11 protein-coding genes are annotated in these 13,977 nt (G+C 66.1%); 5 read left to right on the forward strand and 6 right to left on the reverse strand.

Going from position 1 to position 13,977, the window contains the following annotated elements; genetic code table 11:
• Nucleotides 1-5 precede the first annotated feature (5 nt).
• The 3 genes from argS to KU884_RS00665 all read right to left on the reverse strand — a co-directional run bounded on the left by argS (nucleotide 6) and on the right by KU884_RS00665 (nucleotide 3,156).
• Nucleotides 6-1,766, reverse strand: coding sequence for an arginine--tRNA ligase (gene argS / locus KU884_RS00655; RefSeq protein ID WP_167780813.1), 1,761 nt, complete (start codon nucleotides 1,764-1,766; stop codon nucleotides 6-8).
• A gap of 265 nt (nucleotides 1,767-2,031) precedes the next feature.
• Nucleotides 2,032-2,562 (reverse strand): TIGR02444 family protein, encoded by a 531-nt coding sequence (locus KU884_RS00660; protein WP_167780814.1) that lies wholly within the window; start codon nucleotides 2,560-2,562, stop codon nucleotides 2,032-2,034.
• A gap of 9 nt (nucleotides 2,563-2,571) precedes the next feature.
• Nucleotides 2,572-3,156, reverse strand: coding sequence for a DNA-J related domain-containing protein (locus KU884_RS00665; RefSeq protein WP_167780815.1), 585 nt, complete (start codon nucleotides 3,154-3,156; stop codon nucleotides 2,572-2,574).
• A 462-nt stretch (nucleotides 3,157-3,618) separates the two neighbouring features.
• On the opposite strand from KU884_RS00665, the gene KU884_RS00670 reads away from it, so the two are divergent.
• Nucleotides 3,619-5,814 carry a primosomal protein N' gene (locus KU884_RS00670; RefSeq protein ID WP_167780816.1) on the forward strand — a complete coding sequence of 732 codons (2,196 nt, stop codon included), beginning with the start codon at nucleotides 3,619-3,621 and terminating at the stop codon, nucleotides 5,812-5,814.
• 64 nt (nucleotides 5,815-5,878) lie between these two features.
• Here the strand turns inward: KU884_RS00670 and KU884_RS00675 are convergent, their stop codons facing one another.
• From KU884_RS00675 to KU884_RS00685, 3 genes are read right to left on the reverse strand one after another with little or no spacing between them, the layout of a single operon-like run.
• On the reverse strand, nucleotides 5,879-7,285 hold the full coding sequence (locus tag KU884_RS00675; protein WP_167780817.1) for an NAD(P)(+) transhydrogenase (Re/Si-specific) subunit beta: 1,407 nt from the start codon (nucleotides 7,283-7,285) through the stop codon (nucleotides 5,879-5,881).
• 12 nt (nucleotides 7,286-7,297) lie between these two features.
• Nucleotides 7,298-7,591, reverse strand: coding sequence for an NAD(P) transhydrogenase subunit alpha (locus KU884_RS00680; RefSeq protein ID WP_254432230.1), 294 nt, complete (start codon nucleotides 7,589-7,591; stop codon nucleotides 7,298-7,300).
• On the reverse strand, nucleotides 7,585-8,721 hold the full coding sequence (locus KU884_RS00685) for a Re/Si-specific NAD(P)(+) transhydrogenase subunit alpha (protein ID WP_167780819.1): 1,137 nt from the start codon (nucleotides 8,719-8,721) through the stop codon (nucleotides 7,585-7,587). Before KU884_RS00685 ends, KU884_RS00680 begins: the two co-directional genes overlap by 7 nt.
• A 411-nt stretch (nucleotides 8,722-9,132) precedes the next feature.
• Between KU884_RS00685 and KU884_RS00690 the strand changes: the two genes are divergently transcribed.
• The 4 genes from KU884_RS00690 to KU884_RS00705 all read left to right on the forward strand — a co-directional run bounded on the left by KU884_RS00690 (nucleotide 9,133) and on the right by KU884_RS00705 (nucleotide 13,806).
• Nucleotides 9,133-9,711 (forward strand): HNH endonuclease, encoded by a 579-nt coding sequence (locus KU884_RS00690; RefSeq protein ID WP_167784062.1) that lies wholly within the window; start codon nucleotides 9,133-9,135, stop codon nucleotides 9,709-9,711.
• A gap of 328 nt (nucleotides 9,712-10,039) precedes the next feature.
• Entirely contained in the window at nucleotides 10,040-11,761 is a 1,722-nt protein-coding gene (gene leuA / locus KU884_RS00695; protein WP_167780820.1) for a 2-isopropylmalate synthase, read from the forward strand.
• Between the two features lie 256 nt (nucleotides 11,762-12,017).
• Complete coding sequence (locus KU884_RS00700) at nucleotides 12,018-12,950, forward strand: 5'-3' exonuclease H3TH domain-containing protein (protein ID WP_254432132.1); 933 nt, start codon at nucleotides 12,018-12,020, stop codon at nucleotides 12,948-12,950.
• A complete protein-coding gene (locus KU884_RS00705) occupies nucleotides 12,931-13,806 on the forward strand; it encodes a fructosamine kinase family protein (RefSeq protein WP_217351398.1) in 876 nt (291 codons plus the stop codon). Before KU884_RS00700 ends, KU884_RS00705 begins: the two co-directional genes overlap by 20 nt.
• Nucleotides 13,807-13,977: the final 171 nt, after the last annotated feature.

A 13,977-nucleotide genomic window follows, 5' to 3' on the forward strand; every position in this document is an offset into this window, starting at 1 on the left:
GTCGCCTACATGCTCTCGGGGGCGGAGACACCGAGCAGCGCGAGGCCGTTGCGAATCACCTGACGGGCCGCCAGGACCAGGTTCAGGCGAGCATCGCGCAGATCGGCGTCGTCGACCAGGAACTGGTGCGCGTTATAGTAAGTGTGCACATGGCTGGCCAGCTCCCGCAGGTAATGGGCGACCTGGTGTGGTTCCCGGGCGCCTGCGGCGATCTCGATCAATTCGGGGTAGCGGCCGATGGCGCTCACCAGCTCCGTCTCGTGGGGCTCCACCAGTCGGGTCAGGTGGCGGTCGCCGTTGGCGGCGTCATGGCTCAGCCCTTTCTCCCGCAACTGCCCCAGCACGCTGCAGATCCGCGCATGGGCGTACTGGATGTAGTACACCGGGTTGTCGTTGGACTGGGACTTGGCCAGTTCCAGGTCGAAGTCCAGGTGCTGCTCCGGCTTGCGCATGACATAGAAGAACCGTGCGGCGTCGTCGCCCACGTCCTCCCGTAGCTCCCGCAGGGTGACGAATTGCCCGGAGCGGGTGGACATCTGCATGCGCTCGGCGCCCCGGTAGAGGATCGCGAACTGCACCAGGCGGATGTCCAGTTGCTCGGGCTGTTTGTCGAAGGCCTGCAGTGCGGCGTGGACGCGGGGGACATAGCCGTGGTGGTCGGCGCCCCAGACGTCAATGCAGCCGGCAAAGCCGCGCTGGAACTTGTTCAGGTGGTAGGCGATGTCCGATGCGAAGTAGGTGTAGGCACCGTTTTCGCGGCGTACCACCCGGTCCTTCTCGTCGCCAAATGCACTGGCGCGGAACCAGGTGGCGCCTTCGTCCTGGTACAGGTGGCCGGCGGCATCGAGCTGCGTCAGCGCGTCCTCCACGGCGCCGCTCTGTGTCAGCGAGCGTTCCGAGAACCATTCGTCGTAGTGGACGCCGAAGTCTCCCAGGTCATCGCGGATGTCGTCCAGCACCTGGTTCAGGGCCAACTGGAAGACGGTCTCGAACGCCTCGGTGCCCAGCAGTTCCTTGCAGCGGATCACCAGGGTGTCGATGTACTCTTCCTTGTCGCCGCCTTCGGACTCGTCCAGGGGCATCTCGGCCAGCACCACCTCGGCGGGATGCAGCAGGCTGTCACCGTGCATCTCGACCAGACGCCGGGCGATGTCGCGCACATACTCGCCGCGGTAGGCGTTATCGGGCAGGCGCAGGGTTTCACCCTGGTGCTCCAGGTACCGCAGCCAGACACTGGCGGCGAGGATATCCATCTGCCGGCCGGCATCGTTGACGTAGTATTCGCGGTGGACCGTGTAGCCGGCGGTGGTGAGCAGGCTCGCCAGGGCGCCGCCGAATGCCGCGCCGCGACCATGCCCCACGTGCAGCGGGCCGGTGGGGTTGGCAGAGACGAACTCGAGATTGATCGCCTCACCGGCGCCCAGGGCTGACTTTCCGTAGTCCGCGCCCTGGTTGAGCGCGTCGCGAACGGCGGCGTAGGCGGCGTCGGCGGTGATGGTGACGTTGATGAAGCCGGGGCCGGCGATGTCCACGCGCTCGATGCCCGGGTCGGCCGGCATGGCGGCGACCAGGTGTTCGGCGAGGTCGCGGGGTTTCATGCGGGCCTGTTTGGCCAGGATCATGGCGGTGTTCACGGCGTAGTCGCCGTGGGTCTTGTCGCGGGCGCGCTCGACCTGCACGTCCACCCGGGTGTCAGCGGGCAGGGTGCCGTCACGGGCGAGCGTATCCACGGCGGTGGAGATCAGGCTGCGCAGCTTCTCTTTCATGCGTTACACGGGGCCGTCGGTGAGGGTTTGCGCGCGTATTATCCCGGTTCGGGGCGTCCCCCACAAATCGGTCTTCGGTGGTCTTGGCGGAGATTTTTCGCAAGACCTGGTTTCGGCCTCGATCGGGGGCGCCGGGGAGTGGGTACTCCGCTGCCGGACACGCCGCAAGTACGTCCGTGTAGGCTCGGCTGCGGCCGTCCTGGCCGCAGACGGTCCGGCAGCGGAGCACCCACTCCCCGGCTACGGGGTACCCTCAAGGGTGCAGTCACTCGCCACCTACGGCATCGCGAAGGACGCGGATGAAGGTGTCATCCGCCGCGTTGTCGGTGACGCCAAGGCAGTCCAAGTACCTCGTCAGGACCGTCTCCACGGCGGCGTCCGGATCAGTCACCGCCTCCCTGGCAGCGCCAGGGGCCAGCATCGCCAGCACCCGGGTCTGCAGGTACCGCTCCAGTTCCAGCTCCTGGTCCAGGAGGCGGCGACGTAACTCTGCCGCGCCAGTGTCCGCGGTTGCCCGATGGCGAAGTCCGTTGCGGGCCCGGCGATAGGGGCGGAGCAAGTCGGCTTCCAGCGATTCGCTCTCAGCCACGACAGCAGTCACTGTTGGTAGCGACGCCGGCCCATGGCCGTTGGCCGCGCTCCACAGCAGGGTCAGGAGTGCGGTGACGCACACACCATTGTTGTCCTGAAGGGCCAGAACGGTCTCCTTTACCCCGGGTTGGCCGTACATGCGGGCCAGGGCCGCCCAGGCGGAATCGGCAAGGTGGTCCGGGTTGAGGTCGGAGGGCGCGTTCACGGATCCGGCTCAGGTGATCAGGACCAGGCGCGCCTCGTTGAGGCGCTGGAGGGTTTCCGTGTCACCACCCTTGTCCGGGTGGTGCTGCTGCGCCAGCTGGCGGTAGCGGCGGGTGACCTGGTCGGCGTCCACGGGCTCCTCCAGGCCGAGGAGGTCCAGCGCTTCCCGGTGGCGTTCGCCACCGTCCAGTCGCCGCCAGAACCCGCTCAGCATCGCCTCCAGGGTTGCTGCGTCCATGGCGTCCAGGTTGGCCAGTTCCAGATAATAGGTGCGCAGCGGGTCCGTCTGAGCCATGGCCCCTGTATCTGCGGTCGATGCGGAGGACAGCGGGCGCAGACTGATACTCAAACAGTGTATGTCCAGCCACTCGCCGCGAGCCGCCAGGCGCTCCTGCAGGCGGTAGAGGCAGTGGAACAGAAGGAAGTGGACCCGGAATAATGCCATCTGGTCGCCCAGGTCGGCACCGGCAAAGGGAGCGAGCTCCGCTTTTTCCAGGCGTCCGAGGAGGGCATGCTCCGTCTGGCCGTCCGGCGCCTGGCGCACCTGTTCCAGCACGGCGTCCAGTAACTGATGATCGGCGGTGGTCTCGGTCATGCCGCTGATGCTACACCTGACCTCTAGTGTCCTGTAACCCAAATGCAACGAGTTTGGGTTACAGGACACTAGCTGCTCGCCACAGCGCCACCGGGGCGAGTGACGTGGCGTTGGTCAAAAGCCCTGGTCGTCCGCGCCCGGGATTCGATGTAACAGGCTTGACAAAAGCGGGATTGTGCACAGGAGGCCGGGTGCTCCCGCAAGAGCCCGGTTAATCGACGATATTTCAAGTGGTGGTTTGCTGAGTATTCGTAACTGTTTGTATTGGAAGAGAAACGCGGAGTTCGTTGAATTATTGGGCAATGTAACAGCCTCCCTGACAGAACAGGCACTTCCCGGCGGAATCACGAATTCGTCCACACGGTTATCCACAGGTTCTGTGGATGACCGGGGAAGCCGGGAGCGACGCATTCACCGTGGCCCGGTACACTCGCCGGCACGGATATCGACTCGGGAAACCCCATGACCGATGCACTGGTCATTCACGTTGCGGTGCCCGCACCCATGGACGGCACCCTGGACTACCTTCCGCCTGCCGGCTCTGCGGAGCCGCCGGCAGTGGGCTCGCGGGTTCGTGTGCCGTTCGGGCGTCGTCGCGTGGTGGGTATCGTCACTGGCAGCGGCGAGCGCCCCCGTGTGTCCGGTCACCGCCTGCGCCGCATCCAGGAGGTGCTGGACACCGATCCGCTGCTGCCGGCGGAGTTGCTGCAGCTCGGCCTCTGGGCCGCTGATTACTACCATCACCCGCCCGGCGAGGTGTTGACCGGGTTTTTGCCGGTGCCACTGCGCCAGGGTCAGCCCGCGGAACGCCGCCCGCCGGAGTACTGGCAACTCACCGAGACCGGGCGTGGCACCAATCTCGAGGCGCTGCGCCGGCGGGCACCCCGGCAGGCGGCCGTGCTGGAACGCCTTGCCGAGGCGCCCGAGGGGTTGCCGGTGGCCGCGCTGGCGGATCTGGAAGGGGACTGGCGCAGCGCGCTGCGTACCCTGGAGCAGCGTGACCTGCTGGTGCGAACCACCCCGCGGCAGAGCAGTGCCACCATCGCGCCACCGGCCCTGAATGAAGCGCAGCAGCAAGCGGCCGAAGCCATCGTTGAGTCCCTGGGCGGGTTTCGTGCGCATCTGCTGGAAGGCGTCACGGGGAGTGGCAAGACCGAGGTGTATCTGGCCGCGGTGGACGCCACCCTGGCGCGCGGCGAACAGGTGCTGGTGCTGGTCCCGGAGATCGGGCTGACGCCGCAGCTCATCGAGCGTTTCAACGCACGGGTTCCCGGCCGCGTCGCCGTGCTCCATTCCGCCCTGGCCGATGGTGAGCGCAGGGACGCCTGGCTCGCCGCCGCCGCCGGCGATGTGGACGTGTTGATCGGGACCCGCTCGGCCCTGTTCACGCCGCTGCCGCGCCCGGGCCTGTTCATTGTCGACGAGGAACACGACGCCTCGCTGAAGCAGCAGGACGGTTTCCGTTACAACGCCCGGGATCTCGCCGCGGTGCGCGCGCGGGATGTGGACCGTCCGCTGGTGCTGGGCTCGGCCACCCCTTCGCTGGAGAGTCTCCACAACGCCGAGGCCGGACGTTACAGCTTGCTGGACCTGCCCCGGCGGGCCGGTGCAGCCCGGCCGCCGCGCATGGAGTTGCTCGACATCCGCGGCCAGCCGCTGGATGCCGGGGTGGCACGTCCCGTCCAGGAGCGGATGCAGCAGCACCTGGACGGCCACGGTCAGGTGCTGCTGTTCCTCAACCGGCGCGGTTTCGCACCCGTGCTCCTGTGCCACGACTGCGGCTGGATTGCCGGCTGCCCCCGCTGCGATGCACGCCTCACCTGGCACCAGCACGCTCACCGGCTTCGCTGCCACCACTGCGGCTATGAACGCCCGGTGGACCGCCAGTGCCAGGAGTGCGGTAGTACCGATCTGCGGGATGTGGGGCAGGGAACGGAAAAGCTGGAGCACGCGTTGTCCGCGCGTTTCCCGGACCACGGCGTGGTCCGTGTCGACCGTGACAGTACCCGGCGCAAGGGCGCCATGAGCGACATGCTGGAGCAGGCGCGCCGGGGCGAGGCGCGGATCCTGCTGGGTACGCAGATGCTGGCCAAGGGCCACGACCTGCCCGATATAAGTCTGGTGGCGATCCTGGATTGTGATCACGGGCTGTTCGGGTCGGATTTCCGCGCGCCGGAGCGCATGGCCCAGCTGATCACGCAGGTGGCCGGTCGGGCCGGCCGGCGTGAGCGCCCCGGTGAAGTATTGATCCAGACCCACCACCCGGAACACCCGCTGCTGGATACCCTGCTGCGCGAAGGCTACGGCCGCTTCGCCCGGACCATGCTCACGGAGCGCCGGGAGGCCGCGTTGCCGCCGCATACCCACATGGCCCTGATCCGTAGCGAGGCGGTGGACGCCGAGGCCCCGAAGGCGTTCCTGGAGGCGGTGCGCGAGGCCGGAGAAGCCCAGTGCGGTGATGACGTTCTCCTGATGGGGCCGGTGCCGGCACCCATGGAGCGGCGCGCCGGCCGCTACCGCGCCCAACTGTTGCTGCAGGCAGCACAGCGGTCGCCGCTGCACGCGCTGCTGCGCCGACTCGTGCCGGTCTTGCCGGATCTCCCCGGGGCCCGGCGTGCCCGCTGGTCCGTGGATGTGGATCCCCAGGACATGCTGTAGGGAAGCGACAAAAAAAGGCCGCCCGAAGGCGGCCTTTTCCTGGTCGTGCCAGAGACTGTCCCGGTCAGAGATCCTTGACCGTGGCGGCCATGGAGCTGGCCACCTTCTGGGCATCGCCGAAGACCATCTTGGTCTTGTCGCCGAAGAACAGGTGGTTCTCCACGCCGGAGAAACCGGTGCCGCGGCCGCGCTTGATGACCAGCACGTTCTCGGCATCTTCCACGTCGAGAATGGGCATGCCGTAGATGGGGCTGGACTCGTCGTTCTTGGCTGCCGGGTTGACCACGTCGTTGGCACCGATGACCAGGGCCACGTCGGTGACCTTGAAGTCCTCGTTGATCTCTTCCATGTCGTAGATCATGTCGTACGGCACCCCGGCTTCGGCCAGCAGCACGTTCATGTGGCCGGGCATGCGGCCCGCCACCGGGTGGATGGCGAACTTCACGTCCACGCCGCGTCCCTGCAGGCTCTGCACCATTTCCCAGATCTTGTGCTGGGCCTGGCCAACGGCCATGCCGTAGCCGGGAACGATGACGACGCTGTCGGCGTAGGCCATGAGGTAAGCCGCATCCTCGGCGCCCATCTCTTTCATCTCGCCTTCGGGACCTTCACTGGCCGACTGCGTGGTGCCGAAGCCGCTGAACAGCACGTTGGAGATCGGCCGGTTCATGGCCTTGGCCATCAGGTGCGTGAGCAGCATGCCCGCTGCACCCACCAGCGTCCCGGCGATGATCAGCGCAGCGTTGCCGAGCACATAGCCCTTGAAGCCGACGGCGAGGCCGGTGAGGGCGTTGAACAGGGAGATGACCACCGGCATGTCGGCGCCACCGATGGGCACGGTCATGAACACACCGAACAGCAGCGCCAGGGCGAAGAACACGAAGATCGGAAACACGCCGCCGCTGAAGAACACCCAGATCCCGGCGAGCACCATGGCAGCGAACAGGACGATGTTCACGATCTGCTGTGCCGGCATCAGGCTGCTGCGCTGCATGCGGCCGTCAAGCTTTGCCCAGGCCACCAGGGAGCCGGAGAAGGCCACCGTGCCGATGAGACCGCCGAGGACCGCCAGGAAGGTGATGTCGCTGCCCAGCTGCTGGTAGATGGCGGTGTCGCCGGAACCGGCCAGCTTCCGCTGGGCCTCCAGCAGTGCCACGGCACCGATGCCGCCGGCCGAGCCGCCGCCCATGCCGTTGTACAGCGCCACCATCTGCGGCATCTCGGTCATCTGCACGCGTTTGGCGGTGACCCAGGCGACGGCGGTGCCGATGCCAATACCGAGAATGATGAGCAGGTAGTTGGAGAAGCCGGAGATTTCGCCGTGGAAGAAAGTGACCACCACGGCCAGCACCATGCCGACACCGGCCCACATGACGCCCTTGCGCGCCGTCTTCGGCGAGCTCATGGCCTTGAGCCCGACGATGAAAAGGACGGCCGCCAGGAAGTAACTTAACTGTATGAGAGTTTCCATTCCTGCGCCCCCTTATCCTTCGTCTTTGCTGCTCTTGAACATGTCGAGCATGCGCTCAGTGACCACGTAGCCGCCGACGGCGTTGCCCGCGCCCAGCAACACGGCAATGAAGCCGATGAGCTGTTCCATGGGCGTCTGGGCATGCCCCAGCGCGATCATCGCACCGACGACGACGATACCGTGGATGAAGTTGGAGCCGGACATCAGCGGTGTATGCAGGATGACCGGCACCCGGGAGATCACTTCATAGCCCGCCACTGCGGAGAGCATGAAGATATACAGTGCAGTGAATCCCTCGATCATGATTTTTTGCCTCCTTCCAGGCGCTCACGGGTGGGGCCGTGCTTGATCTCGCCGTCATGAGTCAGGCAGCTGTCCGCCAGCACCTGGTCATCCCAGTCCAGGTTCAGCTCGCCGTCCTTGATGATCAGCGTCAGGAAGTTGTAGAGGTTGCGCGAGTACATCTCGCTGGCGTGCTGGCACAGGGCACTGGCGGTGTTCTTCGGCCCGTACACGATGACGCCGTTGTGGTCCACTTCCTTGCCCGCCTTGGTGAGCTCGCAGTTGCCGCCGGTCTCCGCGGCCAGATCGATGATTACGGCGCCGCGCTTCATGCGCTCCACCGTGGCCTTGTCGATGAGCTTCGGCGCCGGCTTGCCGGGGATTGCCGCGGTGGTGATCACGGCGTCCGCCTTGGCTACGTGGTCGGCCAGGACATCGGCCTGCTGCTGCTTTTCTTCGTCGGTGAGCTCGCGCGCATAGCCGCCTTCGCCCTCCGCGGAGACGCCGGTCTTGATGAACTTGCCGCCCAGCGATTCCACCTGTTCCTTGGTGGCAGAGCGCACGTCGTAGGCCTCCACCACCGCGCCGAGGCGCTTGGCCGTGGCAATAGCCTGCAGACCGGCGACGCCGGCACCGATGACCACCACCGTGCTCGGGCGGATTGTGCCCGCGGCGGTGGTCATCATGGGGAAGAGCTTCTGGCTCATGTTGGCGGCCAGCAGTGCCGACTTGTAGCCGACAATCGAAGCCTGCGAGGACAGCGCGTCGATGGACTGGGCCCGCGTGATGCGCGGCACCAGTTCCACGGAGAAGCTGGTGACGTTGCCCTTGGTCAGTGCCTTGATGCGGCTGTCACCCTCGTGGGGCGACATGAAGCCCATGAGCACGCTGCCCTTCTTGAGCTTGCCCGCGTCTTCCGCGCTGGGTGGCTGTACCCGGAGGACGACATCCGCGTCCTTGTAGAGCTTGTCGGCGGATTCAACGATGGTGACGCCTTCGTAGGCGTCGTCGTTGAAGCCGCTCTCCTTGCCGGCGCCGGATTCCATGAGGATTTCCACGCCGAGCTTGTCCAGGTTTTTGATGACGCTCGGCACCAAGGCGACCCGGCGCTCTCCTGGCTGGGTCTCCTTGGGCACGGCTACACGTATTGCCATGATTGATGTCTCCCGTCTTTCCAACAGGGTGGGTCCGAGTGGTTGGCTGCGGCGCCATTGCCTGGCCCGGCTCCGGTGACGCGTTTGCCATGGAACGCCGAGGCCCGCGCACTCCGGGCGTTGGCAGGTCTCCCCCCGCTTGCCGCAGCCCCGGACAAAAAAGCGCGGTCGGATGCTCCGGCCGCGCTGGCCTGAAAAGAATAACGCAAGTGTTACCGGTTTTGAAGGAATCAGCGCCCATTCCGGTATGCGCGGTCCGGATTACAAAGCCTTTACAAGGGCCGCACCGGGATTGCCTTTTTCCTGGACATCTGGAATATATAAGAAGTGTGGCCCGCATCGGGGCGCCGTCAAGGAGAGCCCATCGTGCTCGACCTGAGTAACCAGATCCTGCGCACGGACGTGTCCGGCATGCCGCTGGAGTGGATTACCTACCAGGAAGCGGCGCGCCTGTATTACATGGAGCAGGTGGTCTACAGCTGCGGCCGGCTCCTGTATCGCATCCACGGTGGTCACAACGCGGCCACCGGGCGTCGCAGCGTCCTCGAGCTGAACTCCATCATCGCCACCAACGGCGCCGTGCAGGCCATTCTCAAGGGCCATAGCGGCTACACGCCGCCACTGGACAACAAGGCCCTGTTCCGGCGCGACGACCACATCTGCATGTACTGCGGCGGCCGGTTCTCCACCAGCGGCTTGTCGCGGGACCACGTCACACCCATCAGTCAGTCGGGCCAGGATGTCTGGACCAACGTGGTTGCCGCCTGCAAGCGCTGCAACAACGACAAGGCCGGGCGTACGCCGGAACAGGCGGGCATGCAGCTGCTGGCGGTGCCGTTCAAGCCCACCCACGCGGAGTATGTCTATCTCAAGGGCCGGCGCATTCTCGCCGACCAGATGGAGTTCCTGCGTGCCCACTTCCCCCGCACCAGTCCGCTCCGCAATCGCAGCGTGGCGGCGGAAGAAGGGGTTGACCTCTCGGGCGGATAGGCCTAGCGTTAGGACATGATGAACCAGACGGCGAAACTGCTTCGACTGCGACTGCTGGGCCCGGCTTCCTGAAGGAAGACCGGGATTCAGTGTTCGTCGTTGCTTGTTGTGGTTTCGGCAGTCGGGTTGAAACAATGTCCTCTTCAAGTTTTCCAGTGAATCGGTCCTGCGGGCGGTGGATGACCATCCACTCGCCGGTTTACTGCGCCCTCCTGTTTGCTCTTCTGCGACTGCTCGGCGGCCACCGGGCGGCTGGCAGCCCGATGGCCGATACCTGCGCGCCAGCGCTGACGGGATGAACAGTTCGAGGAATTCGGAGCAAGCAATCATGTTGAAACAGCCCAGTGACAAATACCGTGCCTTTCCACAGGTCCCACTGAAGGACCGAACCTGGCCGGACGCCGTGATCGAGCGTCCGCCGCACTGGTGCAGTGTCGACCTGCGCGATGGCAATCAGGCGCTGATCGAGCCCATGGACGGCGAGCGCAAGCGGCGCATGTTCGATGCCCTGGTGGGCATCGGCTTCAAGGAGGTCGAGGTGGGTTTCCCCGCCGCTTCGCAGACGGACTATGACTTCTGCCGGGAGCTCATCGACAGCGGCAGCATTCCCGATGACGTCTACATCCAGGTGCTCACGCAGTCGCGGCCGGAGCTCATCGAGAAAACCTTCGAGGCCGTGCGGGGCGCGCCCAACGTCATTCTCCATCTCTACAACTCCACCTCCACCGTGCAGCGGCGGGTGGTGTTCGGCATGGACCGGGACGGCATCACCGAGCTGGCCGTGGAAGGCGCCAGGCTGGTGAAGGCCCTGGCGGCGAAGCAGCCGGAGACCCGCTGGCTGTTCCAGTACTCGCCGGAGAGCTTCACCCAGACGGAGCTGGACTACGCCGTGGAGATCGTGGACGCCGTCAACGACGTCTGGCAGCCGACGCCGGAGAACCGGGTGATCGTCAACCTGCCGGCGACGGTGGAAGTCTCCACGCCGAACATCCATGCCGACCAGATCGAGTGGTTCTGCCGACAGGTCAAGCGCCGCGATGGCATCATCCTCTCGGTCCACCCTCACAACGATCGCGGCACCGCCGTGGCGGCGGCGGAACTGGCGGTGATGGCGGGTGCCGATCGCATCGAAGGCACGCTGTTCGGCAATGGCGAGCGCACCGGCAACGTGGACCTGGTCACCCTGGCGATGAATCTCTACACCCAGGGCGTGCATCCGGGGCTGGATTTCTCGGACATCAACGAGACCGTGCGGCTGGTGGAGTACTGCAACCAGCTGCCCGTGCATCCGCGCCATCCCTATGCCGGCGAGCTGGTGTTCACGGCGTTCTCGGGATCCCATCAGGACGCCATCAAGAAGGGCTTTGCCGCGCAGGCGAAGGACGGCATCTGGGAGGTGCCCTACCTGCCCATCGACCCCAAGGACGTGGGTCGCAGCTACGAGGCGGTGATCCGCATCAACAGCCAGTCGGGCAAGGGCGGCATCAGCTACCTGATGGAGCGCGATTACGGCATGACCATGCCGCGGCGGCTGCAGATCGAGTTCAGCCACGTGATTCAGAAGGTCACCGACGACACCGGCCGGGAGCTCACGGCACCGGAAATCTGGGACGCGTTCCAGAACGAGTACATGCAGGTCCCCCACCCGTTCGAACTGGTGGACTACCGTGAGGGCACCGATGCCGACGGCAACGACAAGCTCACCGCCACCATCCGCGAACATGGTGAAGAGCGGATCATCGCCGCCGAGGGCAACGGCCCCATCGATGCCTTCGTCACGGCACTGTCCCGGCATATGGGGGTGGAGCTGCAGGTGGCCGACTACACCGAGCACGCCACCAACGCCGGCGCCAACGCCCAGGCGGTGGCCTACGTGGAGATGCGGGGCCCGGACGGGACCACTCTGTTCGGCGTGGCCCGCCATGGCAACATTGTCACCGCCTCCCTGCATGCGCTGCTCAATGCCGTGAACCGGCTTGCCGGCCGCAGTGTGCTGGACGACGCCGGTGACGAAGAGCTCAAGGCGGCGCGGAAGGAAACCACCGCCTAAGGGCTCCTGGCCGCTGTCGCGACTGACGTCGCTCCCACACCTGGACCATCCCGTGGGAGCGACGTCAGTCGCGTAGGGTGCATCTTGATGTACCTTCTCGCGATATGCTGCCCGAGGCGGCATGCCGGAGGCCGTTTGCGGTGCATCAAGATGCACCCTGCGGTGCCGGGGCACGGATGGTCGCCGGAGCCATGGAGCGTCTCCCTCAACGGTGCCTCGCCAACCCCGGGCTTCCGTGGGAGCGGCTTCAGCCGCGATGATGCTCACGCCTGGTAAACTCCGCACCATGCAGCTTCTCTACCTCATCGACGCCAGCGTCTACATCTTTCGCGCCTGGTTCTCCATCGACGAGAGCCTTCGTGACGACGCAGGGAACCCCGCCAACGCCGTCTACGGCTACGGCAACTTCCTGCTGGATTTCCTCGAGGACGCGACACCGGAGCATGCGCTAGCGGCCTTCGACGAGAGCCTGACCACCTGCTTTCGCAACGACACCTATCCGGCCTACAAGGCCAACCGGCCCGAGGCGCCGGAAGACCTCAAGCGCCAGATCGCCATCTGCCAGCAGCTCACCCGCGCCCTCGGGGTGACCGCGCTGAGCAGCGACCGCTACGAGGCGGACGATCTCATCGGCACCGTCGCCCACCGTTTCCGCGACGACGGTTTCAGCATGCGCTATCTCACCTCGGACAAGGACTACGCCCAGCTGCTGGAGCCCGGTGACCGCCTGGTGGACGCCAGCGGCCGCCGCAGCATGGACTGCTACACCGTGTCCGAGACCCTGGGCGTGCGGGCAGACCAGGTTCCCGATCTGCTGGGGCTGGCCGGCGACAGCGTGGACAACATCCCCGGCGTTCCGGGGGTCGGGCCGAAAACGGCCCAGGTCCTGCTGGCTCAACTGGGAAACCTGGAGGGCATCTACACGGGGCTGGATACGGTGCCGACCTTGCCGCTGCGGGGGGCTGCGCGGGTCCGGCGTCTGCTGGAGGAGCACCGGGACATGGCGTTCCTGTCCCGGGAGCTAGCCACCATTCGGCGCGATGCGCCGCTGGACCCCGTTCACGACACAATTCATCTGGCCGGCACCGACGCCGACGCCCTGGCGGCCCTGCCGTTGCCCGAGCGCGTGCGCCGGCGTGCCGCCAGCCGCGTTGCCGATGGAGAGGAGCATGCCCTGGTCAGCGATTGACGCCGCCATCGCCACCGCCGCCGGAACGCCGTACGCCACCCGCCATCGCGCCCCGGTGGGTGGCGGCAGCATCAACGCCGCCTACCGGCTGGAGGGCGACGACAGTGCCTGGTTCGTCAAGGTGAACCGGGCCGACGCCCTGGACATGTTCCAGGCCGAGGCGGAGGGCCTGGAGGAGATGGCCGCGGCCGATGCCATCCGCGTGCCGCGGCCGTTGACCTGGGGCGAGGCCACGGGGCGCAGCTACCTGGTGATGGAGTGGTTGACCCTGCACGGCCGAGGTGACGGAGCCGCCCTGGGCGAGCAGCTTGCCGGCATGCACCGCTACACCGCCGAGCGCCACGGCTGGCACCGAGACAACACCATCGGCTCGACGCCCCAGGTGAACACCCCGGATGCCGACTGGGCCCGCTTCTACCGGGAGCACCGTCTGCGCTTCCAGCTGCAGCTGGCGGCGGACAACGGCCATGCCGGCGTCCTGCAGCGTGATGGTGAACGCCTGTGCGAGGTGCTGCCCGCGTTCTTCAGTGACTACAGGCCGGCGCCGTCACTGCTTCACGGCGATCTCTGGTCCGGCAACATCGCCTTCGATGACAGCCGCCATCCGGTGCTCTACGACCCGGCGGTCTACTACGGCGACCGGGAGAGCGATCTGGCCATGTCGGAGCTGTTCGGCCGCATGCCCCGGGCCGCCTATGACGCCTACGAGGCTGCCTGGCCGCTGGATGCCGGTTACGGCGTCCGCCGGGATCTCTATCAGCTCTATCACGTGCTCAACCACCTGAATCTCTTCGGCGGCATGTACGCGAGGCACGCGGAGGACATGATCCGGCGGTTGCTGGCGGAGGTGGGGTGAGCGGGTAATGCGAGGGCTCTGGTCGCGGCTTGCGCCGCTCCTACGTGGCGCCGTGAAAACCGCGGCAACCGTAGGGTGGACCTTCAGGTCCACCATTGCGGGCTTCGATGCGCCACCCGGGCCGGCAAACCAGGGGAAGGCGGACCTGAAGGTCCGCCCTACGTCCTGCTA

Origin of the sequence: Aquisalimonas sp. 2447, from assembly GCF_012044895.1 — a bacterium.
Taxonomy (GTDB): domain Bacteria; phylum Pseudomonadota; class Gammaproteobacteria; order Nitrococcales; family Aquisalimonadaceae; genus Aquisalimonas.